The organism is Saccharopolyspora rhizosphaerae (genome assembly GCF_003931915.1).
Lineage (GTDB): Bacteria > Actinomycetota > Actinomycetes > Mycobacteriales > Pseudonocardiaceae > Saccharopolyspora > Saccharopolyspora rhizosphaerae.
Map to the genome: position 1 here is coordinate 19,881 of NZ_RSAA01000016.1, position 26,292 is coordinate 46,172.

Below are 26,292 nucleotides of genomic sequence, written 5' to 3' on the forward strand. Positions count from 1 at the left end.
TAGACTCGCCAGCGTGACGAGAGCGCAGGCGAGCACCCGACGCGCCCGGTCCCGCTACCGCCTGGTGGAGGTGCGGTCGACCGAGCGGATCACTCCGCGCGTGGTGCGGACCGTGCTCGGCGGTGACGAGTTCGCCGACTTCGTCAGCAACGGCAGCGACCAGCGGATCAAGCTCTGCCTGCCGCAACCGGGCAAGCCGATGCCGCTGGGCCGCACCCGCGAGGAGGTCTTCGCCCTCCCCCGCGACGAGCAGCCGCGCCAGCGGACCTACACGGTCCGCTGGTTCGACACCGAGCGGCACGAGCTGGCGATCGACTTCGTGATCCACGACCACGACGGGCCCGGCAGCAAGTGGGCCTCGGAGGCCCAGCCCGGGGACCAGGTCGTCACGGTCGGACCGAGCCCCGCCTACCAGCCACCGGCCGCGGCCGACCCGCTGGTGCTGGTCGGCGACGAGACCGCCCTGCCGGCGATCGCGGCGATCCTCGAGGAGCTGCCGCGCGAGGCCCGGGTGACCGTGTTCGCCGAGGTCGCGGACGAGGCCGAGCAGCAGACCGTCGAGTCGGCGGCCGAGGTCACCTGGCACTGGCTGCACCGCGACGGCGTCCCGGCAGGCCAGAGCGACCTCCTGCTCAACGCCGTGCGCGAGGCCGACCTCAGCCCAGACCCCTACGTCTGGATCGGCGCGGAGGCCGACGCGGTCCACCACCTGCGCGAGCACTGCCAGCACGAGCTGAGCCTGGACCGGCGCCACCTCTACGCCCTCGCCTACTGGCGCCGGGAAGGTTGATCTTCTGCTTCCGGTTGCTCTGCGCAGCGGTGCGGGTGGCAGAACCTGAGCGGCTCCGTGGCTCCGCGCGCCACTCCTGGTGCAAGCCAGTACACGGCGTCGCGGCGTACTCGCCACGAAGCCGCTCAGAACCTGCAGCGGTGCCGGCTGAGTCCCCACCTGGGACCGCGGCTGCCGCCGCGGAACTGAGCAGGCCTCGTGATGGCCGCCGCCTCCCGACGCTGGGCCCTGCTGGGCGTGAAGACATCTCGCGCGAAACGCCCTTCGTGCGCTCGTGAGGGGGACGAACGACATTGCGCGCGAAGTGTCCGCCGCTCGGCGTGTCGGGACCCTGACACGCCGGAGTTCGGTGGCGGTCAGCCCTGGAGCTGGGACTTGACCAGGCCGGCGACCTTGCCGCCCTCGGCGCGGCCTGCGGCCTTGGCGTTGGCGACCTTCATCACCTGGCCCATCTGCTTCATGCCCGGGCGCTCCCCCAACTCGGCCTCGACCTCGGCGATGGCCTCGGCGACCAGCGCGGAGAGCTCATCGTCGGAGAGCTGCTGGGGCAGGTAGCGGCGCAGGACTTCCGCTTCGGCGGCCTCGGAGTCGGCCTGCTCGTCGCGGCCCGCGGCGCGGAACGCCTCGGCGGCCTCGTCGCGCTTCTTGGCCTCCTTGCCCAGCACCTTGAGCACCTCCTCGTCGGAGAGCTCCCGCTGCTGCTTGCCGGACACCTCCTCCTTGCCGACGGCCGCCAGCGCCATGCGCAGGACTCCGGTGACGGCGGTGTCGCGTTGCTTCATCGCGGCGGAGAGGTCCGCCCGCAGCTTTTCCTTGAGCTCGGCCATGTGGTGATTATCGCGGGGGCCGCGCGGGCACCCGCCCACCGACCCCGAGCGAGACGTAGGCTTGTGAAGGTGAACAAGTTCGGGCGGATTCTGCTCAGCGCGGGCGCGGTCGGCGCCGCGACGCTCACGTACTCGGCGGCCATCGAACGACGGCACTGGACGCTGCGGCAAGCGACGGTCCCGGTGCTGGCCGAGGGCACACCCCCGCTTCGGGTGCTGCACATCTCCGACCTGCACATGACGCCGAACCAGCGGTCCAAGCAGCGCTGGGTCTCCGAGCTCGCCGACCTCGACCCCGACTTCGTGGTCAACACCGGCGACAACCTGGCGCACCCGCAGGCGGTCCCGGCGGCGTTGCGCGCGATGGGCCCGCTGCTGCCCAAACCCGGCGTGTTCATCTTCGGCAGCAACGACTACTACGGGCCGAAGCCGAAGAACCCGGCCCGCTACCTGCTGCCGTCGTCGAAGACCAAGCGCATCCACGGCGAACCGCTGCCGTGGCGGGACCTGCGCGCGGCGATGACCGAGCACGGTTGGCTCGACGCCACGCACCGCAAGCACGACATCGAGATCAGCGGCACGAAGATCCACGTCGCCGGCTTGGACGACCCGCACCTGCACCTGGACCGCTACGAGGAGATCGCCGGTCAGCCGCCGTCGGACGCCCACCTCAAGCTCGGCATCACGCACTCGCCGGAACCGCGCGTGCTGGACTGCTTCGCCGAGGACGGCTACGACCTGGTCATGGCCGGGCACACGCACGGAGGCCAGCTGCGCGTCCCGGGCTACGGCGCCCTGACGACCAACTGCGAACTGGACCGCACCCGCGCCCGCGGCGCCTCGACGTGGGGTGAGCAGATGCACCTGCACGTCTCGGCCGGCCTCGGCACCTCGCCCTACGCCCCGGTCCGTTTCGCCTGCCCGCCGGAGGCCACGCTGCTGACTCTGCTGCCGAAGTCCGACAGGGCCCTCGTCACCAGCACGAACGCAGAAAGCAGGGCCCCTTGGGGAGCGGGCGAAGGCATCCGCTAAGCTATCTCCAGCACTGAGGCGAGCACCCGAGATGCCTCAGAGCTGGAGATCGGGGTGTGGCGCAGCTTGGGAGCGCGCTTCGTTCGGGTCGAAGAGGTCGTGGGTTCAAATCCCGCCACCCCGACAAGGCAAAGGGCCTGGTCAGGACTCCGCGAGGAGTTCCGACCAGGCCCTTTCCCATGCTCAGGTGCCTGGCGTCCAGGGCGCTTCTCGTCCAGCCTCGCCTCCCCCGTGCGGTCGCGCGCGCTCGAACGTCCTCGGACCGGCGTCTCCAGCTCCAGCACGAGCAACCCGAGTCAGTGACTGAGGCCACGAGCTGCGGGCGACGGAGCACCCGGGGTGTTGCACCCGTTCCAGTCCGGAGCCCCCTGCCGCGCCGTGTCGCGCACACCACAACAAACGTTGCTGATGGGATCGATCAAGATGGTTGCGCCCCGGCAGCGCTGCGGGTTTGAATCCCGGCGCTCTGGCACGAAAGGAACCGGAATGCTGATCAAGAGCAGGGCGCGCGAGTTGGACGGCAGCGCGGCCGGAGGGAGCCCGCTCGACGACGGCTACCTCGACCGCACGCCCTACTTCCAGTTCATCCTGCTGTCGCTGCTGTTCCCGATGTGGGGCGCCGCGGCCGGGCTGAACGACATCCTGATCCCGCAGTTCAAGCAGGTGTTCGAGCTCAGCGACGCTGCGGCGGCGTTCGTGCAGAGCGCTTTCTACGGCGGGTACTTCCTGATCGCGATCCTGGCCTCGCGGTTCATCAAGCGGACCTCGTACAAGGCCGCGGTGATGGTCGGGCTGGTGCTCTACATCGTCGGGTGCTGGCTGTTCTTCCCGGCCTCGCACATGGCCACCTACAGCGTGTTCCTGGTGGCCATCTTCGCCATCGCGGTGGGGCTGAGCTTCCTGGAGACCTCGGCGAACACCTACAGCTCGATGCTCGGGCCTCGACGCACTTCGACGCTGCGGCTCAACATCAGCCAGACGTTCACCCCGCTGGGCAACCTCGCCGGGATCATCCTCGGCAAGTACCTCGTCTTCGACGACGAAGCCTCGCTGGAGCAGCAGATCCAGCAGGTGGAGGGCGCTGAGCGGCAGGCCCTGGTGGAGCGGCTGCTCGGCCAGACGCTGCTGCCGTACAAGTACATCCTGGTCGTGCTCGTGGTGCTGCTGGTGTTGTTCGCGATCACCCAGTACCCGCGCTGCCGGCCCAAGGCCGAGGTCCTGTCGAAGAAGGCGCAGGCCACTGTCGGCGAGACGCTGAAGTACCTGTCGACCAACGCGCGCTTCCTCAAGGGCATCGGCGCCCAGTTCATGTACGTGGGCCTGCAGACGGCGGTGTGGTCGTTCACCATCCGGCTGGCGCTGGAGACGCACCCGGGCATGAACGAGTTCACCGGCGCGAACTACATGATCTTCGGCTTCATCGCGTTCTTCATCGGCAAGTTCCCGGCGAACTTCCTGATGAGCCGGTTCTCCCCCGCGCACGTGCTGATCGCCTACGGCGCGATCGGTGCCGTGGTGCTGGCCGCGGCCGCGGTGGGCCCGGCGCAGTGGGCGATCTGGGGCGTGATCGCGGCGAACCTGCTGATGGGGCCGTGCTGGCCGACGATCTTCGGGCGCACCCTGGACACCATCGAGGACAAGCGCTACCAGGAGACCGGCGGCGCGATCCTCGTGATGGCCATCGTGGGTGGTGCGGTGATCCCTGCGGTGCAGGGCGTCGTGTCCGACGTGACCGGGTCGTTGCAGGTCTCGTTCCTCGTCGGTGCGGTCTGCTTCGCGGTGATCATGCTGTTCTTCCTGGACCAGGCGCGGCACACGCGCACCGCCGGCGAGCAGGAGCCGGTGCCCGCCGGCCAGGGGTGATCGGCGAGGGCCGTGCTCACGGACCGAGAGAAGGGCCTGGTCAGGACTCCGCGAGGAGTTCCGGCCAGGCCCTTCCGCATGCCGTTCCGGTCGCGGACGGGCGGACGGCGCTGGAGTTCGGCGTCGCTGCGCGGTGAGCGGATCCGGCCGACAGGGATGAGCAGGTCGGGTGCTGTCATTCGATGCTGCCGGGCGGGAACGTGCCGCGGTCCTGCAGCGCCTGCGTGAGCGCGAGCATCGCGTGCACCTGGGCGCGCTGGAGGTTCTGCTGCACCGCCTCGGGGTTGCCGTCAGCCGCTGCGGCCTTCTCCAACCACTCCTCGGCCGCGGCTCGATGCTCAGCACTGCTCTTCGCCATGACGCCCTCCCGGTGAGCTGCTGCGGTGACCGCATGATGCACCGGAGCGCCACCCACCGCTGGTCAAGAAGGGCGCTCGTGGTCGAGGGGTCCCCACGTGGTGCGCTGCGGTCCGAGGGGCACCGACCGGGCCTGCTCTGGGCGGGCTCTTCACGTCGAGTGCTTCGGCTACGGCCCGGAAGCTGACCGAGGACGCGGCGGAGCCGTTGTTCCGAGGCCGAGCCTCGAGCGGGAAGCCGTCGAACGTCGCGCGAAGTTCGACGCCCGACGTTCCACGTCGAACTTCGCGAGAAGTTCGAAGGGGAGGGCTCCTCCCCGCAGCGCGGCGGGGTCTCCAGCGGCTTCGTGATGAGCGCGCCGGAGGGGCGGGTGACTGCGCTGGAAGGGCCCCGGAGGCTCATCGACGATCCGCTGACCGCGCCGTACGGGTCCGCGTCCTGCGGGTCTGCTCCCGATCCCGACGGACGCGCCGGAAGCTCCCGAAAGACGGGTCAGGCGCCGCGCATCCTGCGCTGGGCGGGGACCGTTCCGGTGGCGTTGCGGAAGCGGCGGGCGAAGTGGAACTTGCTCAGCGCCAGCACCCCGGCGAGGTCCTGCAAGGACAGGTCTTCGTGCAGGTGCTCCCGGATGTACTCGCGCACGAGGCGCAGTTGCTGGAAGGTGAGGCGGTCGCCCGTTCCGGCGTCCCGGAACTGGATGTCCGCGTAACCGCGGAGGAGCTGCACCGCGAGCTGGCACGACAGCGAGTCGATCATCAGCTGGCTGCCGGCGGCTCCGGAAGCCGCTTCGTGGGCCGCGAGCAGCGCCGTCTGGTGGATGGCCGGGTCGGTCGCCTTCAACACGTCCCGGACCTCGACGTCGTAGAGGTCGCGGTCGTACATCTGCTGGCAGGTTTCCACGACTTCCTGCTCGGTGAGGAACACGAGCAGCACGTCGAGGTCGTCGTGCCACACCCACCGCGAGTCGGCGGCCCGGGTCAGCAGCGAGACGTCCCCCGGCCCGACGTCTGCGCTGGACCAGCGCCCGTCGACCCGACGACGCATGTCGGTGTGCCCTTCGCGGTAGGCCACGACCACGAAGTCCCGCACCGCCGGGACTTCGACGTCGGAGCCGCTGTACCGGTAGCCGCGCACGGAAAGGCCCGACCACCCCTCCTCCGGGTTGCGGACCGTCAGCCGGCCCGGAACCCAGTTCGGAACTTCATCCGGAGTGATCAGCTTCGGCATGTCGTACTCCACGAGGACCAAAGGACCAGGCTAGACGGCCGGAAGTCCTGTTGTCAGTGTCGATCTCCAGGACTTCGCACCCGGCGGCCACCGGGTACGAAGTCCTGCCTCCGCGCGGGGATCGAGCAAGACCGTCCTAGACACCGAGCACGTTCGTTCTAGTGCCCCGACCCCACACGGGGGAATCGTCCGACCCAGGTCACGGCGGTTCTGCACGGCCGCGCACTGACCGGTGCGCGACGAGGGGAGGAGGTCACCGTGTCCGGTACGAGCGCCCACGTCACCACGGCCACGGGCGTGCTCCTCGACGGAAACGACTCGAGCACCCCGTACGAGACGGGACGCGGGCCGCGGTCCTCGCCCGCCAGGGCGAGCGGCCGCGACCAGCTGACCGGACTGCCGGACGGCACCGCGGCCCGTGACCTGCTCACCGAGCTGCTCGAGGAAGCGGGCTCCGGGATCGTCGCCGTCCTCTGCTGCGACCTCAACCGGTTCTCCCGGGTCAACCACGCGTTGGGGCACGAAGCCGGCGACGAACTGATCGTGACCTTGACCCGGCGGCTGCAGAGCAGCGTCCCCGCGGGCTGCACCGTCGCCCGGCTCTCGGGCGACAAGTGCCTGGTCGTCTGCCCCGACGTGGCGACGGTCGGTGGCGTGGAAGCGCTGACCGCTCAGGTGTCGCACCTGCTGAACAGCACCGTCCACGTCCAGTGCGGGCTCGAGGTCCGCTTCACCGCGTCGATCGGGGCCGCCGCGAGCGACAGCGCTCCGCCCGGCACCAGCGGCGACGATCTCCTGCGCTTCGCGGACGCCGCCCTCTTCGAAGCCAAGCGAGGAGGTCCCGGCCAGGTCCGCCTGGCCGACGCCTCCTTGGTGCACGACGCGAACACGCACCTCCACCGCGAAGCCCAGCTGCGGAAGGCGCTCGGCAACGACGGGCTGTCGTTGCGCTACCAACCGATCGTCGACGGCTCCGGCACCGTCCAGTTCGCCGAAGCGCTCGTCCGCTGGAACCACCTCGGCCGCGAGCTGCCCCCGGGAGAGTTCCTCCCCACCGCCGAGGAGGGCAACCTGCTGCACGACCTCGACCGCTGGGTGCTCCGGACCGCGCTGCGCGAGGCCGTCACCTGGCCGGACCACGGCCGCGGACCGGTCTCCGTCACGGTCAACCTCGCTGCCCTGCGCCCCGACCACCCGCACTTCGCAGACGAGGTCACCGAGATCATCGACGACAGCGGGATCCAACCGGAGCGCGTCGTGCTCGAACTCGTCGAAACCACCCACACCGATCTGGCTCCGCACACCCAGGCCGCGATGCGCGCCCTGACCGAGCGGGGCGTCCGCTTCGCCCTCGACGACTTCGGCGTCGGCTACTCGTCGCTGATCGGCTTCACCACCCTCCCGATCAGCCTGGTCAAGATCGACCGGACGTTCGTGTGCGAGATCGGCACCGATCCCTCGAAGCGAGCCGTCGCACGCGCGATCCTGGACATGAGCCGTTCCACGGGACGCCGCTGCATCGCGGAGGGCGTGGAGACCTCGGAGCAGTTCCGCGAACTGCGCTACCTGGGCGTGGAGGCGTACCAAGGCTGGCTCTTCGCACCGGCGCTCACACCACCGGACCTGCGGGCACTCCTGCTGCGCAGCACCGGCGGCCGACCCTGACCGAGCGCGGCCGCCACCGCGCTCCCGTCGGCGATCGCCCGATCGTCCTTCCACGGTGATGGCCGAATTCGGCGGACCAGAGCGCCCGCACCGGCGACGATCGAGTTGTGAACTTCCGAGTGCTGGAGATCGGCCGAACGGTGGTGGAGGAGCTGCGGGAGGTCGACGACGCGGGTCGCGCGGTCGAGTCGCACGTCGAGACGACCGGGGGCCCGCCGTTGCGCTGCTGCCTGCGGCGGGCAGAGCCGGGCGAACGCGTGGCGCTGGTGAGCTGCGCGCCGTTGCGGCGGTGGGCGGTGGAGCACGGAGTGACGCCCGGAGCTGACGACGAGGTCGGTCCCGTCTTCGTCCACGCGGAGGACTGCGGCGGTCCGGACGGTCCCGGTTGGCCGGAACCGCTCCGCGGCTCGCGCCGGGTCCTGCGCGCCTACTCCGCCGAGGGCCGGATCGTGGGCGGCTGCCTGCTGGACGGGAAGACCGGGAAGTCCGAGCGGACCGCCTCGGACCTGTTCCTGGACCCGGCTGTGGCGCTCGTGCACGTCCGCGCGGTCGAGTTCGGGTGTTTCCTCTTCGAGCTGCGGCGCCGCTGATCGGTGTACCCGCGCAGGAGACGTCAGTCCGGCGTTGCCTCGTGTCCCCGGAGAGGCAGGCCGCGCTGGTCGGTGCTCCGCTCCCGCTCCTTCATCTCCGCTTCGAACACGTGCCGCCGGCCCTCGAGCAGCTCCCGCGCTCGTCGCTCGTGTTCGCGGAAGCAGCTCCAGTAGCCGTCGTCGAAGTCCTCGACGATCTGGAACGTCCACCGTCCGCGGATGACGTTGCGGCCGACGACTTCGCGCTCGATCGTGTCGGCCAGCTCGCCCTGACCGCACTCCCGCAGCGCAGCCACGCCTTCGCTGAGCGCTGCGTCGCCGGAACCGATGAGCTGGTGGAACTCGTACAGGTGGCCGCGGGCACGCTCGATGGTTTCCAACGCCTCGGTGACCTTGCCGACCGCAGCCACCGTCGAGTCGTCGACGCCGTCCGGACGTTGGTGTTCCGGCGACGGCTCGTCCACGGCTGCTCGTTCTGCGCTGCTCGGCTCAGGGTGATCGACGCCCATGAGGCCATTGTGACCTCGATCAACGCGGAAGGCCCGCTGGGACGGCGGCCCGCGAGCGGCTGGACCCGGGCCTTCGGCTCGTGGGGGCCAGGTGTCCGGCTTCGGGCCCAGGGGCGGAGGTGGGGCTGGATCTCGTCGAGGAAGTCCGACTTGGCACGGGTGTAGTCGTCGTGGTCCGGCGCTTCTGCGTGCCGCTCGGCGAGGGTGCGCTTGATCTGCTCGTAGCGCCGGGCCTGCTCCGGGTGGTGTCCGCGGAAATCGACGACGAACTGGGCGAAAGGCGAGTCGGTGCGTCGCATGTGGAGGATGGCCTCGTCGGGGGGAGCGCGGAAGAGCCGCTTCTCGGAGAGCTCGGGCTCCGCACGGTCGCCCGGCCTCGGGATGTCCGGGTAGACCCGGTCTCGAACCGTGGCTGGACGCCGCGACGCCGTGTACCGGTCAGGAGCGGCGCCCGGACCCCGAGGGCCGCTGAGGTTCCGCCACCGGCACCGTCCGCAGCGGAACCACCAAACCTTCAAGACGAGCACCACAGTGCTTTCTCGGTTCACCACGCCAGCAACCGGCACCGCCGGAGTTCTCAGCGGTTCATCGGGGGAGGACGCCGCGACGCCGTTGACCGGCACACATCAGGAGTGGCGCCCGGACCCGGAGGGCCGCTGAGGTTCCGCCACCAGCACCGCCGAGCAGCGCGACCACGGGGAGTGGACGAAAGTGAGCGCGAGGACATCGGGGAGTGCGTCCAGGCTCGGCAGCGAAGGCATCCGCACCTGCAGGTCGACGATCGGCTTCGCCGCGAGACCCGGCACTGCCGTGGAGCCGATGTGCTCGTAGGTGAACTCCTCAGCACCGTCGAGCGGGGCGAACACCGAGCGCGGCTGGCGGAGCAGGGTCTCGGCTCGGGTCGGCCAAGCCGGGTCGTGCGCGACGATTGCGGCGGCAGGCACGCGGCGCACACAGCAAGGTCCGTCCCGGTGCAGGTGCTCTCAGCCAGAGCCGACTCCCAGCTCATCTCCGGCACGCCGCAGGCGCAGTAGCCTCTGAGGTCATGATCGACGACGCCGCACTCCCCGACCCGCCACTTCCCGACCTCGTGCTCAGCGCGTTCACCGAGGACGACCTCGCGGAGCTCGTCGTGCTCCAGCGGTGCTGCTGGGTGCCGGAAGCGCTGATCAACGAGAGCCTCGACGTCCCCGCTCTGCACGAGAGCCCCGCCCAGGTGCTGGAGTGGGCGACGTCGTGGACGACGCTCGTCGTTCGCCGGGCGGGCCGCTTCGTCGGTGCGGTGCGAGGTCGACGAGAGGGGAGCACCTGGCAGGTCGGTCGGCTGATGGTCGCCCCCGACCTCGCGGGGCAGGGCATCGGGTCATGGTTGCTCGACTGCGTCGAACGCGTGGCGCCGCCGGACATCGGTCAGTTCGTCCTCTTCACGGGCGCCAAGAGCACCCGCAACATCGCCACCTACGAACGAGCCGGCTACCGGCTCGCGGAACTGCCCGACCCGCTCCCACCGGGGCACATCGCGGGCGCGGTCCACATGACCAAGCCACGTCCCCAGGTCGCGTGATGCCGGCACCCGACGTCCCGATCCAGCCCCGGTTCCTGCTCGTATGACCCGCGTCTCGCGATGTGGATCATGCCGAGGGTGCGGGCTTACCGTTGCTCCCTGTCTGCACGCAGAGGACGCGCGGTGACGGCAGCAGCGGGGTGACCACGTGCGAGGACTGGACGAGGCGGTCAGGTCCGCAGAAGCCGCGCTCTTCTCCCGGTACCGGCTGTCGGCGACGGACTCCGTCCGCGCGTTGCCCACGAGCGGGGAAGAGCTGCGGGTCTGGCGTTGGGGATCTGGTGAGCCCGTGGTGTTCCTGCACGCGGCCGGTCTTCCCGCCACGAGCTGGCTTCCACTGGCCGCAGAGCTCTCGGGCGTGCAGGTGCACCTCGTCGAACTCCCCGGACACGGGCTGGCCGGCCCCAGCCGCATCGAGCCGCGTCCCGCTCGACGGCACGGCCACCTCCTGGTGTCCGAGCTGCTCGACGAGCTCTCGCTCAGCTCCGCCCACCTCGTGGGGAACTCGTTGGGCGGCACGCTGGGCCTGTGGTTCGCCGCAGCCTGTCCGGAGCGCGTCCGCTCCTTCACCGCGATGGGCGTTCCCGCGCCCGCGCTCCCCGGGGTCGCGGTCCCGCCCCTGCTCAGCCTCCTGATGGCGCGCGGGATCGGGCCGCTGGTCCAGCGCGTCCCGGCACCAGTCCGGCTCTTCCGCGTCCTGATCAGCCAGATCTTGGGGCGCGCGGACGCGGCGAACGCGCCTCGGGAACTCGTGGAGGTCGCCCGGCTCAGCTCACGCCGGCCCGGGAACGTGCGCACCCTGACCACGTGGTTGCGCGAGCTCGACGGGCTGCGGAAGCCCCGTCCGGGGAGCGTCCTCAGCAGCGCGGACGTCGAGTCCGTCCGAGCGCCGTGCCTCTTCCTGTGGGGCGAGGACGACCCCGTCATGCGGCTCGACCGCGCCCGGTCCGCGCTGGAGCGCTTCCCGTCCGCGGTCGTCCAGGAAGTCCGGGGCGGGCACGCGCCGTGGCTGACCTCACCGGGTCGGTGCGCCGAGCTCCTCACGCAGCACCTCCGGAACACCGGCACCGCGCACTGAGGACGTCAGCCGGTCCGCTTGCACAGCGGTGCGGCGGTTCATGGTCGACAATCGAGGCATGCGGTGGAGGGTGTTGGTCGGAACGGGAATCGCGGTCGCTGCGACGGCGGTGGTCGGCGCAGCCGGGGTGGACTCCGAGAGCACCTGGTTCCGGCGGTTGCGCAAGCCTTCGTGGCAGCCGCCGCCCCAGGTGTTCGGGCCGGTGTGGAGCACGTTGTACACCGACATCGCCCTCTCGTCGGCCGCCGCGCTGTCCCGGCTTCCCGAGCGGTCCGGCTACGTGCCGGCTCTGGCCCGCAACCTCGTGCTCAACGCCGGGTGGACCTGGGTCTTCTGGCGGGCTCAGCGCCCCGGGTGGGCGGCCGTGGAGGCCGCGGCCCTGACGGCCAGCTCGGTGGACCTGCTCGCGCGGACCGCGCGAGCCGACCGGCGCGCCGGGGCCGCTCTGGCGCCGTACGTGGCGTGGTGCGCGTTCGCCACCGCGCTGTCGACGGCGATCGCGCGCCGCAACTCCTGAGCTCAGGCGCTGCGGTCGCCCAGCCGGACCAGGACGACGCCGCCGATGATCAGCACTCCACCGAGGACGACCGCGACACCGGGCCGCTGGTCGAGCAGGGCCCAGGCGAACAGCGCGCTGGCCAGCACCTCGGTGAGGGCGACGAAGGACGCCAGGCGGGAGCCCAGGCGGCGGGTCGCGGCGGTGCCCGTCGCGTAGGCGACGGCTGCGGAGAGCACGCCGAGCGCCACCACCGGTGCCCACCACGGGGTGCCGCCGATCGCGTAGGCCGCCGGGGCGGATGACGCGTGCATGGGCAGGATCCCGATCGCACCGAGCAGCGCGAGGATCCCCGCCGACAGCGCGAGACCGACGCCGGCCAGGGTGATCGGCGGGAGGACGCCCTCGGTCTCCCCCGAGATCAGGAAGTACGCGGCGTTGCCGATCATCGCCGCGAACGCCCAGGCCGCGCCCGCCCACGCGACGCCCGCGCCCGAAGCCAGGTCCAGCGCGAACACCAGGCCCGCGATCGCCGACGCCGCGCCCAGCAGCGTCAGCGCGGTGGGGCGCTGCCCCCGCCGCAGCCACAGCCAGCCGACGATCGCGACCGGCGCGGTGAACTCGATGAGCAGCGCGGGAGCCACGTCCATCGTGCTCACCGCGGAGAAGTAGCAGAACTGCGTGCCCGCCATCCCGAGTCCGCCGTAGATCAGCACCGGGCGGGTCTGCGCGCGCAGCAGCCGCCACCGGCCGCGCAGCGCGATCAGCGCGAACGGCGCCAGCGCCAGCGCCCCCACGCTGAGCCGGGCCAGCACCACCGCTCCCGGACTCCACCCGGATTCGAGCAGGCCCCGCGCCAACGCCCCCGACATGCCGAACGTGCCCGCCGAGAGCAGCGCGAGCAGCAGCCCGCCACCGAGGTGAGGAGCGGCGCGGACACCAGCCCTGTCATTCGCTAACTGCGTCATGGCAAATGACGCTATGACCGAGGGTGTAATATGTCAACATGATTTTTGGCCATGACACGGAAGCTGGGCTGCAGGCGGCCGTCGCCCTGGTCAACAGCGCTGGGGAGCCGGACGCGCTCACCACCGTCCAGGCCGTCGACGCCTGGTACGCCGAGCACCGCTACACCGGGCGGCGCGACCGCGACGAGGTCGAGCTCGAGGAGCTGCGCGCGCTGCGCCCGGTGTTGCGCGACCTGCTGACCACCGACCGCGACCACGCTGCCGAGCTGGTCAACGACATGCTGGCCGAAGCCGGAGCGTTGCCCCAGCTGGTGCGGCACGGCGACGAGGACTGGCACCTGCACGCCATCGACGCCGACGCGCCGCTGGCTCGCCGGGTGGTCGTGGAGACGGCGATGGCGGTGGTCGACGTGGTCCGCCTCGACGAGATGTCGCGGCTGTCGGTGTGCGCGGACGAGAGCTGCCAGGGCGTGGTCCTCGACCTCACCCGCAACCGGTCCCGGCGCTTCTGCACCACGGCCTGCGCCAACCGCAACGCCGTCGCCGCGTACCGGGCCCGCAAGAGCCGCTGAGACCAGGTGCGCGCACCCGTCCAGCCGATCGGGCAGTATCGGGGGCGTGAGCACCTATCCCGAGGCGAAGATCCCCACTGCACTGTTCGAGGACGACGAGCGCGAGGCCCGGTGGCGCACGCGGTTCACCGCCCCGCGGGTGTCGTTGCCCGACTGGGCCCGCGACGCGCCGCAGCGCAGCCTGTACGTGTCGAACTCCAGCGGCACGTGGGAGATCTACGCCTGGGACCGCAAATCCGACGAGCACCGGCAGGTCACCGACCGTCCACAGGGGACGTTCCACGGCACGTTGTCGGTCGACGGCGACAAGATCTGGTGGTTCGACGACACCGACGGCGACGAGTTCGGCAGCTGGATCGTCGAGCCGTTCGAGAAGGGCACCGCCGCACCCGCTGTACCCGGCACCCACCCCGGCTACCCCGCCGGTCTCGAGCTCGGCAGCTCGGTGGTGGGCCTGGGCATGTCCACCGACGACGGCGTCACCGTGTGGGTGGTGCGCGACGGCGGTGAGCCCGAGGTTCTCTACCAGCACGAGCAGGACGGCGGGCTCTCGGCGATGTCCTGGGACGAGACCATGCTGGTCATCTCCCACTCCGAGCACGGCGACTCCCGCCACCCGGCGCTGCGGGTGCTGCGCACCGACGGCTCCGCGGTCGCCGAGAAGTGGGACGGCCCGGGCAAGGGGTTGGACGCACTGGCGTTCGCCCCGGTCACCGGCGACCCGCGGCTGCTGGTGCTGCACGAGCGCCGCGGCAAGGAGGAGCTGCTGATCTGGGACGTCGTCGCCGACACCGAGACCGAGCTGCAGCTGGACCTGCCCGGTGAGGTCTCGGCGGACTGGTACCCGGACGGCAAGGCGCTGCTGATCGCGCACACCCAGCACGCGCGCACCACGATGCACCGCTACGACCTCGACTCCGGTGAGCTCACCGAGCTCGCCACCTCGCCGGGCACGGTCGCGGGTGCCTCGGTGCGACCGGACCGCGCGGTGGAGTACGTGTGGTCCTCGGCGGCGACGCCGTCGCTGGTCCGCACCGTGTCCGCCACCGGTGACGACCAGGTCCTGCTGACCCCTCCCGGTGAGCGGCCGCCGGGTTCGCAGTCGGTGAGCGATGTCTTCGTCGACAACCCCCACGGCCCGAACGAGAGCGTGCACGCCCTGGTCGCACGCCCGGAGGGCGCGGCCGACGGCCCGCTGCCGACGGTGTTCAGCCTGCACGGCGGGCCGCACGCGGCCGACGAGGACCGGTTCTCCGCCTACCGCGCGGCCTGGCTGGACGCCGGGTTCGCCGTCGTGGAGATCAACTACCGGGGCTCCACCGGGTACGGTTCGGCGTGGCGGGACGCCATCGAGGGCAGGCCGGGGACGACCGAGCTCGAAGACGTCGCGCTCGTGCACGACTGGGCGATCGAGACCGGGTTGACCAGGCCGGACCTGAGCGTCGTCGCCGGTGCTTCCTGGGGCGGCTACCTGACGCTGCTGGCGCTGGGCACGCAGTCGGAGCGCTGGGCGGGCGGGGTCGCCGGCGTGCCGGTGGCCGACTACGTCTCGGCCTTCGCCGACGAGATGGAGCCGCTGCGCGCCTACGACCGCGCGCTGTTCGGCGGGTCCCCGGAGGAGATCCCGGACGTCTACGAGGAGGCCTCGCCGATCACCTACGTGGACCAGGTGCGCGCGCCGGTCCTGGTGCTGGCCGGCGACAACGACCCGCGCTGCCCGATCCAGCAGATCCTCAACTACCTCGACCGGCTGGGCGAGCGGGACATCCCGTTCGAGTTCTACCGCTACGACGCCGGGCACGGCTCGCTGGTCGTCGCGGAGACGCTGCGGCAGGTCGCGACCGAGATCCACTTCGCCCGCCGGGCGGTCGGCCTGGGCTGAACCCCGCGCCCTCGGGTCGTCGCGTTCCTCGGGAGCCGGTGACCCGGGGGCACCCGGCGTCAGACCAGGTGCAGGTCGTAGCGCAGTTCGTCGAGGTCGTGGCCCCACTGCCGGACCGGGTGTCGTTCGGTGCAGCGGAAGCCGACCGCGCGGTAGAGGTGGGCCGCGGCCTCCAGGCGGTCGACCGTCCAGAGCTTGACCTGGCGGTACCCGCGTTCCCGGGCGTGCTCGAGCAGGGCGTCGAGGAGACGACGTCCCAGCCCGGTGCCCCGGGCCGACGGGTCCACCAGGAACCAGCGCAACTGCGCCAGCCCACCGCCTTCGTCGGTCAGCGCGACCGTGCCGACGACGTGCCCGTCCCGCTCCGCCGCCCAGAGCCGGCCCGGGTCGTCGCCGGCGGCCAGCGCTGCGGCGAAGTCGGCGAGACCGCGCGCCACGTGCGCCTCGAAGTCCTCGTCGAAGCCGTGCTCGCGGGCGTAGAGCTCGCCGTGCATGGTCAGCACCTTGCCCAGGTCTCCCGGACGTGGGCCGGTGCGGAGGGTGATCTCGGCGGTCTCGGTCATGACGTGGCTCCCACTAGGGTGAAACAATCGTTTCACCCACCAGCGTAGCCGGGAGGACAACCCGTGGCCGAGTCCGGACGACGTGAGGAACTGCTGGCCAAGCTGCTCGCCTACTCGGCCGACCACGGCCTGTCGGAGGTCTCCCTGCGCCCGCTGGCCGCGGCGGTCGGGTCGAGCCCGCGGATGCTGCTGTACTTCTTCGGTTCCAAGGAAGGGCTGGTCCGCGAGGTGCACCGGCATGCCCGCGACGTCCAGCTGGAGCTGCTGTCCGAGGCCCTCGCCAAACAACCGGACCGGATCGCAGCGCTCCGGGCGCTGTGGCGGTGGCTGCGCGATCCCGCGCACCACGACGTCGTCCGGTTCTTCTTCGAGAGCTACGCCCGCTCACTGCGCGGCGGCGCGTGGGAGGGCTTCGGCGAGGCCAGCGTGCGCGAGTGGCTCCCCCGGCTGCGCGCCGCGCTCGGTGGCGCGGAGGCCGAGGCGACGCTCACGCTCGCGGCGCTGCGCGGCCTGGTGCTGGACCTGCTGGCCACCGGTGATGCCGACCGCGTCGACGAGGCCTTCGAGGACTTCCTGGCCCGGCTGTGAGAAAAGCCCTCGACCAGCGCGGAATATCTCGTTCCGCACGATCGTCATGCTGTTCGTGAGCCATCTGTTCGAACCGATCAAGCTGCGTGATCTGACCGTCCGCAACCGCGTCTGGGTCTCGCCCATGTGCCAGTACTCGGCGACCGACGGCGTGCCTGACGACTGGCACCTGGTCCACCTGGGCCAGTTCGCCATCGGCGGCGCAGGTCTGGTCATCGCCGAGGCCTCCGGAGTCGTGCCGGAAGGCCGCATCACCCCGCACGACACCGGCATCTACAACGACGAGCAGGTCGCGGCGTGGCGACGCATCACCGACTTCCTGCACGCCCGGGGTGCCGCCACCGGCATCCAGCTCGCGCACGCCGGGCGCAAGGCCTCGGCGAGCCGACCGTGGGAGGGCAGCACCACCGTCGGGGAGTCGGAGGGTGGCTGGCAGTCCGTCAGCTCGACCGACAAGGCCTTCGGTGACCTGGCCGCTCCCCGCGCGCTGACCGCGGAGGAGGTCGCCGAGCTGCCCGAGCACTTCGCCGCCGCGGCCCGCCGCGCCGACGAGGCCGACTTCGACGTCGTCGAGCTGCACTTCGCGCACGGCTACCTGGCGCACCAGTTCTACTCGCCGCTGGTCAACGACCGCACCGACGCCTACGGCGGCACCTTCGAGAACCGGGTGCGGGTGCTGCTGGAGATCGCCGACGCGGTGCGCGCGGTGTGGCCGGAGGGCAAGCCGCTGTTCGCCCGGCTGTCGGCGACCGACTGGGCCGAGGGCGGCTGGACCGGCGACGACTCGGTGCGGCTGGCGCGCCTGCTGGCCGAGCGGGGCGTGGACCTGGTCGACGCTTCGACCGGTGGTGCGATCCCCGACGCGCAGATCCCGGTCCGGCCCGGCTACCAGGTGCCGTTCGCCCGGCAGATCAGGCTGGACGCCGAGGTCCCGACGGCCTCGGTCGGCTTGATCACCGCCCCGGAGCAGGCCGAGGAGATCATCGCCTCGGGTTCGGCCGACGCCGTGCTGCTCGGTCGCGAACTGCTGCGCGACCCGCACTGGCCGCTGCACGCGGCCGACCGGCTGCGGGCGGACAGCCTCTGGCCCGTCCAGTACGAGCGCGCACGCTGAACCGCGGGAGTCCGGCGGACTCCCGCGGTGCGCGAGGGGTGGGGAAGGTCCGGGGACGCTTCCCCGCCCCTCGTCATGCGAGCTGGGCCTGCCACATCCAGTGCGACTTCTCCAGCTCGCTGGCGACCGAGATCAGCAGGTCCTGGGTGATCAGGTCGGTCTTGTCGGTTTCGTCGATGCGCTTGCGCAGCCGCGTGACGACTTCGCCGAGCGCTTCCACGATCGCCTCGATCACTTCGCGGTCGGTGCTCCAGTCGGCCGGGAACTCCGGCACGCCGGAACCCTTCGCCACGGTCGCGGCGCGGCCGTCCGGGGAGACCCCGATGGTCACCGCGCGCTCCGCGACGTCGTCGGCGAAGCCTCGTGCGGCCGAGACCAACTCGTCGAGCTGCAGGTGCACGTCGCGGAAGAACTTGCCCACGACGTTCCAGTGCGCCTGCTTGGCGACCAGGTGCAGGTCGATCAGGTCGAGCAGGGTGTCCTGCAGGACCCTGCCGGTGACGTCGCGGTCGGAGTCGCTGAGCGGGCTCGTGATCGGAGAAGCGCCCTTCTTCACCGCGTTCTTCTTCGCATCGGCCTTGGAGTCGTTCTTGTGGGCCATGGGTACGCAGAACCTCCTCGAGGACGTGCAGACCGCTTCAGGGTGCTTTCCTCGGGTTACCCGCGCACGCCGGTTCTCACACCTGGCGTTCGGCGAACTCCACGACCTGCCGACCGATGGTGCTCAAGGTGGCGGCGACCTTCTCGTCGTCACACGCGCCGTCCGCGGCGAACCGGGTCTCGGCCGAGTTCACGGCACCACCCAGCGGGGTGGGCCACCCGCGCAGCGCGTGCACGACCGAGCGCAGGGCCTGCAGCGTCGTGACGGTGGCCTGCCAGCCGTAGGCGATGCCGATGCAGCCGACGGCGCGGCCGTCGAGGTAGGGGCGGGTGTCGCCCCGCAGGTCTTCGACGTAGTCGAGGGCGTTCTTGACCAGGCCGGACACCGTGCCGTGGTAACCCGGCGAGGCGATCAGCACCCCGTCGGCACTGCGCAGCGCCTCGACCAGCTCAGTGGCGCGGGACGACCGCTCGGTCACGTGCGGGTCGTAGAACGGCAGTTCCAGGTCGGCACCGGTGATCGCCCGGACCTTCGCCCCCGCCTCCCTCGCGCCCTCCAGCGCGGCGTGCAGCACGCGCTCGGACTGCGAGTCGGCGCGGACCGATCCACCGATCCCCACCACGGTCACCGTCATGTGCCGATCCTTTCACCCGAACCTGGGACCTGTCGCCCCCGTTGTGCTCGTGCGGGTCACGCTAGGACCTCGAGCCCGCTGGAGGTCAAGGTCGGCGAGCTTGTTCGCGGAACACTTGGCTACTTGCGGGTAACATAACGCACAACCACCACCTTCCCGGGAAGGTCACGCTCATGCCGAACGTCATCGAAGCGCTGCAGCCCACACTGGAAGGCGCGGCGATGCGCGCCGTTTTCGCCCTTCCACAGCCCCTGCGCAGGCTCATCGCGGGCCCGCCGATCCGGATCGACGACCAGGAGCTCGCGCTGGACGCGCAGCTGCTCCTCAAGCTGCAGAAGCTGACCGGCCAGACCGGGCTGTCCGCCGAGACGGCGGCGAAGGCCCGCGCCGGCATGGCCAGGGCGACGAAGATCACCGCCGGATCGCCGGTGCCCGGTGTGGTCGTCGCCGAGCGGAGCATCCCGACCGACGACGGCGACCTGCCCGCGCGGCTCTACCGGCCGCGGGAGGTCACCGAGACGGGTCCGCTGCTGGTCTTCTACCACGGTGGCGGTTGGGTGATCGGCGACCTCGACAGCCACGACGACCTGTGCCGGTTCCTCGCCAAGCACGCCGGCATCCGGGTGCTGTCGGTGGACTACCGGCTGGCGCCGGAGTACCCGTTCCCGGCTGCTCTGGACGACGCGCTGGCCGCCTACCACTACGCGGTGGACAACGCCGCCGACCTGGGCTCCTCCAGCGACGCGATCGCCGTCGGCGGTGACTCGGCGGGGGGCAACCTCGCCGCCGCGGTGGCGCTGCGGACGACCCGCGCGGGCGAGCAGAAGCCGGTGTTCCAGCTGCTGCTGTACCCGGCCGTGGACGCCACGAGGCGCAGGCGCTCACGGGAGCTGTTCGGCAACGGCTTCCTGCTCACCGACCACGACATGACCTGGTTCATGGAGCAGTACTCGCCGCAGGAGTCCACCCTCGCCGACCCGCGCCTGTCGGTCCTGCTCGCCGACGACCACTCCGACCTGCCCACGGCCTACGTCGTGACCTGCGGGTTCGACCCGCTGCGGGACGAGGGCGAGGCCTACGCCAAGGCGCTGTCGGACGCGGGTGTGCCGGTCGTGGCGCGCCGGTTCCCGGACCTCATCCACGGCTTCGCCAACATCCGCCCGGTCGGCCACCGCTTCGAGGAAGCCCTCTTCGAGATCGTCGGCACCGTCCGCGCGGCCCTCGAACTGCACAAGGGCTGACCGGTCGGGGCGGTTCCGGTCCACACCGGAACCGCCCCGCGGCCGGCTCAGTCCTGGTTGCCGAGGAGCTCGCGGAGGCGGGTGAGCAGTTCCTCGCGGCTGCCCGAGCCGAGGCGCTGCTTGATCCGGCTGATGTGGTGCTCGACCGTCTTCGCCGAGATGAACAGGCGTTTGCCGACCTGCTTGTAGGTCAGACCCGCCAGCACCAGTTCCGCGACCTCCTTCTCCCGCTCGGAGAGCAGCTCCGACTCCGGGCCGGTCGCGTTGACCGCGCGCGGCCGCGGGGGTTTGCCCTGCAGCGCGCGGGCGCACTCGAGCAGCGAGAGCATGGCGCGGCGGTCGTGCGTGCGGAGGGCGGCTTGGCCCGCGAGGCGGGCGCCGTCCCAAGCCAGACCGGCCCCGTGCAGGCCGCGCGCGATCCGCTCGACCTCCTCCTGGTCGACCTCACCGCCGAGCACCTGCAACCACACCCGCGCGGCTTCGGCCATGGCACCGGCGAGGGCGTTGTGGTGCGCCAGCGCGTCGAAGCGCTCCGCGCAGCGACGTGCGCCCTCGACCTCTTCCAGGACGATGGCCGCCTGCAACCGCTTCCACAGCAGCATCGACGTCCACAGCGGTGGGTTGCCGAGGCGTTCGAGCAGCGCGTCCGCCTCGTCGAGGTACGGGGCGATCCACTCCTGGTCGCGCAGCCGGGCCGCGGCCACCACCAGCTCACCCAGCGGCAGCAGCGAGAACAGGTCCACCGAGTGCTCGGCGGCGACCTGCCTGGCCTGCGCGCGGGCGTTGGCCAGCGCGGTCATGTCGTTGTCCCGGCTGGCGATGCCGGCCTCGATCGCGGTGGCCATCAACCGGTCGCGCGCTGCCAGCTCGGCCGCGTCGGGGAGCTTCGCCCGCGCGGTGACCGTGTCCCCCTTGACCAGCGGGAGCCACGCGGACAGCAGGCGGTGGCGGTTGTGCAGCAGCGCACCACCCGCCCCGGTCTCCACCGCGCGGTCCAACGTGGACTGCGCGACGTCGAGCTCCCCGCAGTGCAGCGCGACCAGCGCGGCCGCGGCGGCAGGGGTCTCGGGCACGAGCACACCGCGCCCCAACGGCTCCGACAACGACGCCGCACGCACCAAGGTGGACAACGCCGTGGTCGCGGAGCCGACGACGGACTCGCGCACCCCCACGGCCATCTGGGTGGCGGCACCGGTCATCGAGGTCGGCGGACCGGCGTCGTCCCCGGTCTGCAGCAGTTCCTCGGCCTCGGCCAGCCGTCCGGAACCGATCAGCCCGACCGACGCGAACGCCCGGTCACCGGGCCAGCGCAACTTCGCCGCCGACCAGCGGCACAGTTCCGCCGAGCGCTCCAGCAACCCGCGGTGCGCGAGGACGCCCGCAGCGACCTGGACGCCCAGCTCCCGGTCCGGGGCGTTCTCGTCGACGATCACGCGGTCGGCCAGCCGCAGGGCCTCGTCGAGATCACCGGAGACCGCGGCCGCCCGCGCCTGCCGCGCCACCACCGAACTGGCCGGGACCCCGGCCGAGACCGCCGCCGAGAGCAGCCTTCCCGCCAGGTGCGGTGCGACCTGGACGGCTTCGTCGCCGGCGCGCTCGAAGGCCTTGGCCAGGGTCGCCTCCGGCAGCAGCGCCATCGGCGCCTCCAGCAGCGGAGCGACCAGCGGCAGCACCGGGCCGCCGCGGGAGAGCTGCAGTTCCACCAGCTTCCGGGTGATCCGCAGCCGCCGCTCCCAGGAGGTCAGCCTGAGCACCGCCGCGCGCACGATCGGCAGCAGCGCGTCCTCGGCGCCGAGCATCGCACCCGAGCGCATCGCGGTCAGCACCGGCGCGATCGACTCGCCGTCGGTGCCGACCACGGCGGCCAGCAGGTCGGGGTGCGGGGTGGCACCGATGGCCATCGCCGTCGCGCACTTCCACCCGGTCTCGCCGAGCTGGTCGAGGTCGTGCTGGAAGTGGTCGAGCGCGCGGGCAGGCAGTTCGGCCCGGCCCGGTTCGGCTTCGGCCAGCAACCGGGAGACGTAGCGCGGGACACCGCCGGTCTGGGTCTGCACCCAGCCGACCCAGTCCAGCGCGTTGCAGCCGGAACGCTCGGCGATCTCCTCCAACCCGAGGGCACCCAGCAGCACCGGCGCACCGAGCTCGCCGATCAGCTCGCCCAGCGCCTCGCTGCGCGGACCCGGCCGGTACGCGACCAGCAGGCGGACGCCGGGACGACGGGCGAGCTCGCAGAGCGGCCGCAGCAGCTCGTCGTCGAGCCGGTGCGCGTCGTCGACCAGCACCGCGCCCTCGTCGGCCCGGTCGAGCTCCCGTGCGCCCAGCACCGGCACACCCGCCTCGCGGTAGGTGGCGCCGATCGATTCGAGCAGGGCGGTCTTGCCGAACCCGCCCGCGCCCTGGATGCCGGCCACGATCGGCGAGCCCGGGGAGGACTCGACAGCCGACCGCAACCCGCTCGCGTGCCCGTCCGGGACCAGGGCGGCGCGGGATGTCGTCGAGTGATTCACGCCTGCCTTCCTTGTCGTCCGGTCACCGGGTCCAGCGGTCTTGATCAGTTGGCTGACGGTGGCGGGGCCGGAGCGCGTTGCGCGGTATGCCGTTCCGTTAACGAAATCGCGGTACCGGAGCTACTTGAGCAGATCCACCACGCCGGTGATCGAGTGGTCCTTTGTCATGAAGGTGATCACGATGCCCAGGGCGATCAGCACCACCGCGGCCACCAGCTTGATGATCTTCATGCGCTTGAGCCGCGTCTCGTCGGGGGGCTCGATCGGCAGCGGCTCGACCTCGATGGGCGGGCGTTCGACGGGTTTGGGTTCGTCATCCACGTCGTCGACCGCGTCGAAGCCCTCGACCCGCATCAGCACGCTGGTCTCAGCGATCGAACCCCGGTCGGTGTCGGTGGACAGCACCTGCTGGGCGGCCAGCGCCGCACCGCTCGCGGCGGTCAGCTCCGGTGCCACGTCGACCAGCGGCGGCGTCTGCAGCCGCTCGGCGACCAGCTGCTTGAGCAGCGGGGTCCGCGCGGTACCGCCCGCCAGCACGATCGTCTCGACGTCGTCCTGGCGCAGCGACGCCGACTGCACCGCCTGCGAGATCAGTTCCGGCACGCGTTCCAGGTGCGGGCGGGCCAGCTGCTCGTAGCGCCCGCGGGAGAGGCCGAACTCGGTGCGCACCCCGGGCAGGTCCACCCACAGCGAGACGCCGGCCTGGTGCGACAGCGCCTCCTTGGCCCGCACGCACTCGGCGCGCAGCGCCGCCAGCGCAGCCCTGTGGTCGCGGTCGGTGGCGTCGAGCGCGGCGAGCTGGGTCGAGAACTGCTCGCGGACCAGCCCGAACACCTCGTCGTCGAGGTCCTGGCCCGAGGGGTGGTCGGTGTTGAGCGGCGAGCCGACCACCTCGAAGGACCGGTGCCGGCGTCGCAGCACCGTCGCGTCGAAGCCGCTGCCGCCGACGTTGGCGACCACGAGCGGGTGCTGCTCCTCGACCCGCTGCTTGCTGGCGTAGTCCAGGGCGACGGCGACCGGTTCGGGGACCATCGTGACGTCGGTGATCCCGAGCTGGCCCAGCGCCTGCTGCACGAGGTGCACGCGGTGCGGGCCCCAGGCGGCGCTGTGCGCGATGGCGATGTGCTCGGGCGGGTACCCCTGCCGCTGCGCCACGGCGTCGGAGACCCACTCGACCATCGCGGCGACCAACCGCTGGGCCGGGACGAACTCGCTGCCGACCACGAGCGGCAGGTCGTCCCCGAGCCTGCTGGTGAACCCCCGCGCGACCCACTCGTGGTGGTCGACCTCCTGGCGGGCGGCGGCCTCCCCGGCCACGAAGGACCCGTCCTGGACCTTGCAGAGCACGGTCGGCACGACCGGGCCGCCGGCCGCCAAGGGCACCGGGACCGTGGCCGCCCAGCGGCCACCGTTGCGCCTGGCCGTGGCGGCGGTCGTCACCGTCGCGCCCAGGTGAACGCCCAGGACGTAAGGCATGCAATCCCTTCGTGTCACCGACTCGGCCGCGCACCAGGGTCCCCGATCGGGGGTCACGTGCGCGGCACGGGTGCACACAATCTAGCGGCATTCGGTTACCGACTGGTTCAGGAGCCCCCTCCACACCCCCCAACGAGCTACCCAACAGACCCCCTAATAGAGGTCTTGATAACTAGGAGTCGTACCCGATGGCTAGGGGGCGGTGCTTCCCTACGGTGATGATCACAGGAGTGAGGGACGGCACGACCTCACTCGGTCCACCTAGCCGAGTAACGCTGAGCATCGGGAGGTCCGACGATGGCGAACCCTCAGCACCCCTCCGGTCAGGCCGAGTCCCCCATCTCCGACCCCGGGACGCACTCCAACTCCGGCCTGCCCGCGGAACCGACGCTGCACGAGTTCCTCACGCGCCTCGTCAGCGACCCGGCCGCACGGTCGGCCTTCGACGCTGATCCGCAAGCCACGCTGGATCAGGTCGGACTCGGGGAAATGAGCGCGACAGACGTTCTGCAAGCAACGTCGCTGGTCCTCGACTACGCGCCGGTCGAGGTGGTCAACGCGTACGATCGCTCGCTCTCCAGCAGCGTCGAGAAGTTCGCCGCGAGCAACCAGCACGTCGCGATCAGTGAACTGCATCCCGCACATCCACACGAGCAGGAAGAACTCAGCATGCTGCAGACCCCCTCTGACGACTTCGGCAAGGGCGGCGACGTCGACGCCCAGATGCCGGCCCCGGCCCCCGCGAACAACAACGTCGACATCGAGCACAACGACGTCGACTCGCACAACGTGGTCAACGTGCACGACATCGCGTCGGGCAACGAGATCCTGTCGGGCAACAGCCTGAACATCGGTGGCGACAGCCTGGACCTGTCCTCCACGGTCGGCTCGGTCACCAGCACCGCCACCCACGTCTTCGACGGCTCGCTGGACGTCTTCGGCGACGCCACCAGCGTGGTGGGCGACGTGACCTCCGGCAACGTCACCGACGTGGTCAACAACGCCCCGGTCGTGGGCGACGTGGCCTCCAACGTGACCCAGGTCGTGGGCGACGCCCCGGTCGTCGGCGACGTGGTCGGCAACGTCACCTCCGGTGACGTGACCGGTGTTGCCGGTGACCTGACCAGCACCGTCTCCGAGGCCCCGGTCGTCGGCGACGTGGTCGGCAACGTGGCCTCCGGCGACGTGACCGGCATCGCCGGTGACGTGACCGAGAAGGCCACCAGCGTTGCGGGCGACCTGCCGGTCGTGGGCGACGTGGCCGAGACCGCCACCGGCGTCGTCAGCGACGTCCCGGTCGTGGGCGACGTGGCCGGTGCCGCCACCGGTGCCGCCGCCAGCGGTGACCCGCTGGGCATCGTGGCCGGCGCCCCGGTCGTGGGCGACGTGGTCTCCACCGCCACCGGCACCATCGGCTCCGTCCCGGTCGTGGGTGACGTCGCCAACGACGTGACCTCGGGCGACGTGACCGGCATCGCCGGCACGCTGGGCGACGCCGGCTCGAACGTCCCGGTCGTGGGCGACGCGCTGGGCGACGTGGCCTCGGGCGACGTGACCGGCGCCGTCTCGAACGTCCCGGTCGTGGGCGAGGTCGCCGACACCGCCACCGGTGCGGTCGGCAACGTCCCGGTCGTGGGCGACGTGGCCGGCGGTGCCGCGGGCGGCGACCTGCTCAACAACGTCCCGGTCGGCACCGACGCCATCGGCGGCGTCGCCGGCACGGTGACCGACGCGGTCTCCAACGTCCCGGTCGCCGGCGACCTGGCCAGCTCCGTGACCGACACGGTCGCGGGTGGCGACGTCACCTCGGCGCTGCCGGTCGACGACCTGGCCTCCGCCGCGCCGACCGACGCGCTGCCGGTCGAGGACGTCACCTCGGCCCTGCCGGTCGACGCCCCGCTGGCTCCGGTCGGCGACGTGGTCTCGCACCTGCCGGCCCCGAGCGACCTGCCGGTCGCGGGCCCGGTCGTCGGCGAGCCGCTCGAGGACCTGACCAACACCGCCACGGACGCGCTGCCGCTGGACGGTCTGCTCTGATCGCTCTCCGCGACTGAGCCCTGAAGATGCCGGGACCCGCTCCCTGAGCGGATCCCGGCATTTTTCATCATCCGGAAAATTCGCGTTACTTTAACAACACTGCGAGTACGC

The 26,292-nt window shown here is 71.4% G+C and carries 25 protein-coding genes, 1 tRNA gene and 1 pseudogene; 15 read left to right on the forward strand and 12 right to left on the reverse strand.

What is annotated here, in order from left to right; translation table 11 throughout:
• Window positions 1-13 precede the first annotated feature (13 nt).
• Window positions 14-790, forward strand: coding sequence for a siderophore-interacting protein (locus EIL87_RS17465; protein WP_125091631.1), 777 nt, complete (start codon window positions 14-16; stop codon window positions 788-790).
• A gap of 356 nt (window positions 791-1,146) precedes the next feature.
• Here the strand turns inward: EIL87_RS17465 and EIL87_RS17470 are convergent, their stop codons facing one another.
• On the reverse strand, window positions 1,147-1,617 hold the full coding sequence (locus tag EIL87_RS17470; protein WP_125091632.1) for a GatB/YqeY domain-containing protein: 471 nt from the start codon (window positions 1,615-1,617) through the stop codon (window positions 1,147-1,149).
• 69 nt (window positions 1,618-1,686) lie between these two features.
• On the opposite strand from EIL87_RS17470, the gene EIL87_RS17475 reads away from it, so the two are divergent.
• The 3 genes from EIL87_RS17475 to fucP all read left to right on the forward strand — a co-directional run bounded on the left by EIL87_RS17475 (window position 1,687) and on the right by fucP (window position 4,512).
• On the forward strand, window positions 1,687-2,649 hold the full coding sequence (locus EIL87_RS17475) for a metallophosphoesterase (RefSeq protein ID WP_125091633.1): 963 nt from the start codon (window positions 1,687-1,689) through the stop codon (window positions 2,647-2,649).
• A 50-nt stretch (window positions 2,650-2,699) separates the two neighbouring features.
• A tRNA-Pro gene (locus EIL87_RS17480) sits at window positions 2,700-2,773 on the forward strand.
• A gap of 362 nt (window positions 2,774-3,135) precedes the next feature.
• Complete coding sequence (gene fucP / locus EIL87_RS17485) at window positions 3,136-4,512, forward strand: L-fucose:H+ symporter permease (protein WP_125091634.1); 1,377 nt, start codon at window positions 3,136-3,138, stop codon at window positions 4,510-4,512.
• Window positions 4,513-4,687: 175 nt separating this feature from the next.
• On the opposite strand, the gene EIL87_RS17490 is transcribed toward fucP, so the two are convergent.
• Window positions 4,688-4,870, reverse strand: a complete 183-nt coding sequence (locus tag EIL87_RS17490; RefSeq protein WP_125091635.1) for a hypothetical protein — start codon at window positions 4,868-4,870, stop codon at window positions 4,688-4,690.
• 491 nt (window positions 4,871-5,361) lie between these two features.
• Window positions 5,362-6,108, reverse strand: coding sequence for an AraC family transcriptional regulator (locus EIL87_RS17495; RefSeq protein ID WP_267898861.1), 747 nt, complete (start codon window positions 6,106-6,108; stop codon window positions 5,362-5,364).
• A gap of 246 nt (window positions 6,109-6,354) precedes the next feature.
• Between EIL87_RS17495 and EIL87_RS17500 the strand changes: the two genes are divergently transcribed.
• Window positions 6,355-7,761 carry a putative bifunctional diguanylate cyclase/phosphodiesterase gene (locus tag EIL87_RS17500; protein WP_125091637.1) on the forward strand — a complete coding sequence of 469 codons (1,407 nt, stop codon included), beginning with the start codon at window positions 6,355-6,357 and terminating at the stop codon, window positions 7,759-7,761.
• Window positions 7,762-7,868: 107 nt separating this feature from the next.
• Window positions 7,869-8,351, forward strand: coding sequence for a DUF1203 domain-containing protein (locus EIL87_RS17505; protein WP_125091638.1), 483 nt, complete (start codon window positions 7,869-7,871; stop codon window positions 8,349-8,351).
• 23 nt (window positions 8,352-8,374) lie between these two features.
• Here EIL87_RS17505 and EIL87_RS17510 read toward each other — a convergent pair whose 3' ends face one another.
• From EIL87_RS17510 to EIL87_RS17520, 3 genes and pseudogenes are all read right to left on the reverse strand, one after another.
• The gene (locus tag EIL87_RS17510) at window positions 8,375-8,815 is read right to left on the reverse strand and encodes a hypothetical protein (RefSeq protein ID WP_233576335.1); all 441 of its coding nucleotides are present in this window, start codon (window positions 8,813-8,815) and stop codon (window positions 8,375-8,377) included.
• A 182-nt stretch (window positions 8,816-8,997) separates the two neighbouring features.
• Window positions 8,998-9,483, reverse strand: a pseudogene (locus EIL87_RS27950) (GrpB family protein); the annotation flags it as partial.
• Window positions 9,484-9,486: 3 nt separating this feature from the next.
• Window positions 9,487-9,804, reverse strand: a complete 318-nt coding sequence (locus EIL87_RS17520) for a GrpB family protein (protein WP_158628656.1) — start codon at window positions 9,802-9,804, stop codon at window positions 9,487-9,489.
• Between the two features lie 101 nt (window positions 9,805-9,905).
• On the opposite strand from EIL87_RS17520, the gene EIL87_RS17525 reads away from it, so the two are divergent.
• The 3 genes from EIL87_RS17525 (at window position 9,906) to EIL87_RS17535 (ending at window position 12,019) form a co-directional block, all read left to right on the forward strand.
• Entirely contained in the window at window positions 9,906-10,424 is a 519-nt protein-coding gene (locus tag EIL87_RS17525) for a GNAT family N-acetyltransferase (RefSeq protein WP_125091641.1), read from the forward strand.
• Window positions 10,425-10,572: 148 nt separating this feature from the next.
• Complete coding sequence (locus EIL87_RS17530; protein ID WP_125091642.1) at window positions 10,573-11,502, forward strand: alpha/beta fold hydrolase; 930 nt, start codon at window positions 10,573-10,575, stop codon at window positions 11,500-11,502.
• Window positions 11,503-11,560: 58 nt separating this feature from the next.
• Window positions 11,561-12,019, forward strand: a complete 459-nt coding sequence (locus EIL87_RS17535; RefSeq protein ID WP_125091643.1) for a TspO/MBR family protein — start codon at window positions 11,561-11,563, stop codon at window positions 12,017-12,019.
• A 2-nt stretch (window positions 12,020-12,021) separates the two neighbouring features.
• On the opposite strand, the gene EIL87_RS17540 is transcribed toward EIL87_RS17535, so the two are convergent.
• Window positions 12,022-12,966 carry an EamA family transporter gene (locus EIL87_RS17540; RefSeq protein ID WP_125091644.1) on the reverse strand — a complete coding sequence of 315 codons (945 nt, stop codon included), beginning with the start codon at window positions 12,964-12,966 and terminating at the stop codon, window positions 12,022-12,024.
• 38 nt (window positions 12,967-13,004) lie between these two features.
• Between EIL87_RS17540 and EIL87_RS17545 the strand changes: the two genes are divergently transcribed.
• Window positions 13,005-13,538 carry a CGNR zinc finger domain-containing protein gene (locus EIL87_RS17545; protein WP_125091645.1) on the forward strand — a complete coding sequence of 178 codons (534 nt, stop codon included), beginning with the start codon at window positions 13,005-13,007 and terminating at the stop codon, window positions 13,536-13,538.
• A 46-nt stretch (window positions 13,539-13,584) separates the two neighbouring features.
• A complete protein-coding gene (locus tag EIL87_RS17550; RefSeq protein ID WP_125091646.1) occupies window positions 13,585-15,420 on the forward strand; it encodes a prolyl oligopeptidase family serine peptidase in 1,836 nt (611 codons plus the stop codon).
• 59 nt (window positions 15,421-15,479) lie between these two features.
• Here EIL87_RS17550 and EIL87_RS17555 read toward each other — a convergent pair whose 3' ends face one another.
• Complete coding sequence (locus tag EIL87_RS17555; protein WP_125091647.1) at window positions 15,480-15,983, reverse strand: GNAT family N-acetyltransferase; 504 nt, start codon at window positions 15,981-15,983, stop codon at window positions 15,480-15,482.
• Window positions 15,984-16,046: 63 nt separating this feature from the next.
• Here EIL87_RS17555 and EIL87_RS17560 point away from each other — a divergent pair, with 63 nt between their 5' ends.
• Together EIL87_RS17560 and EIL87_RS17565 are read left to right on the forward strand one after the other, a co-directional pair.
• Window positions 16,047-16,571 (forward strand): TetR/AcrR family transcriptional regulator, encoded by a 525-nt coding sequence (locus EIL87_RS17560; RefSeq protein WP_125091648.1) that lies wholly within the window; start codon window positions 16,047-16,049, stop codon window positions 16,569-16,571.
• A 46-nt stretch (window positions 16,572-16,617) separates the two neighbouring features.
• Window positions 16,618-17,685: an NADH:flavin oxidoreductase/NADH oxidase gene (locus EIL87_RS17565; protein ID WP_199740477.1), complete on the forward strand. Its 1,068-nt coding sequence runs from the start codon at window positions 16,618-16,620 to the stop codon at window positions 17,683-17,685.
• A 73-nt stretch (window positions 17,686-17,758) separates the two neighbouring features.
• On the opposite strand, the gene EIL87_RS17570 is transcribed toward EIL87_RS17565, so the two are convergent.
• Window positions 17,759-18,286: a Dps family protein gene (locus tag EIL87_RS17570; protein WP_125091650.1), complete on the reverse strand. Its 528-nt coding sequence runs from the start codon at window positions 18,284-18,286 to the stop codon at window positions 17,759-17,761.
• Window positions 18,287-18,362: 76 nt separating this feature from the next.
• The gene (locus EIL87_RS17575) at window positions 18,363-18,920 is read right to left on the reverse strand and encodes an NADPH-dependent FMN reductase (RefSeq protein ID WP_125091651.1); all 558 of its coding nucleotides are present in this window, start codon (window positions 18,918-18,920) and stop codon (window positions 18,363-18,365) included.
• A 173-nt stretch (window positions 18,921-19,093) separates the two neighbouring features.
• Between EIL87_RS17575 and EIL87_RS17580 the strand changes: the two genes are divergently transcribed.
• Window positions 19,094-20,161, forward strand: a complete 1,068-nt coding sequence (locus tag EIL87_RS17580; protein WP_125091652.1) for an alpha/beta hydrolase — start codon at window positions 19,094-19,096, stop codon at window positions 20,159-20,161.
• Between the two features lie 47 nt (window positions 20,162-20,208).
• On the opposite strand, the gene EIL87_RS17585 is transcribed toward EIL87_RS17580, so the two are convergent.
• Together EIL87_RS17585 and EIL87_RS17590 are read right to left on the reverse strand one after the other, a co-directional pair.
• On the reverse strand, window positions 20,209-22,668 hold the full coding sequence (locus EIL87_RS17585) for a helix-turn-helix transcriptional regulator (RefSeq protein ID WP_233576336.1): 2,460 nt from the start codon (window positions 22,666-22,668) through the stop codon (window positions 20,209-20,211).
• Between the two features lie 120 nt (window positions 22,669-22,788).
• Window positions 22,789-24,144 carry an Hsp70 family protein gene (locus EIL87_RS17590; protein WP_125091653.1) on the reverse strand — a complete coding sequence of 452 codons (1,356 nt, stop codon included), beginning with the start codon at window positions 24,142-24,144 and terminating at the stop codon, window positions 22,789-22,791.
• A 297-nt stretch (window positions 24,145-24,441) separates the two neighbouring features.
• On the opposite strand from EIL87_RS17590, the gene EIL87_RS17595 reads away from it, so the two are divergent.
• Entirely contained in the window at window positions 24,442-26,181 is a 1,740-nt protein-coding gene (locus tag EIL87_RS17595) for an IniB N-terminal domain-containing protein (RefSeq protein WP_125091654.1), read from the forward strand.
• Window positions 26,182-26,292 lie beyond the last annotated feature (111 nt).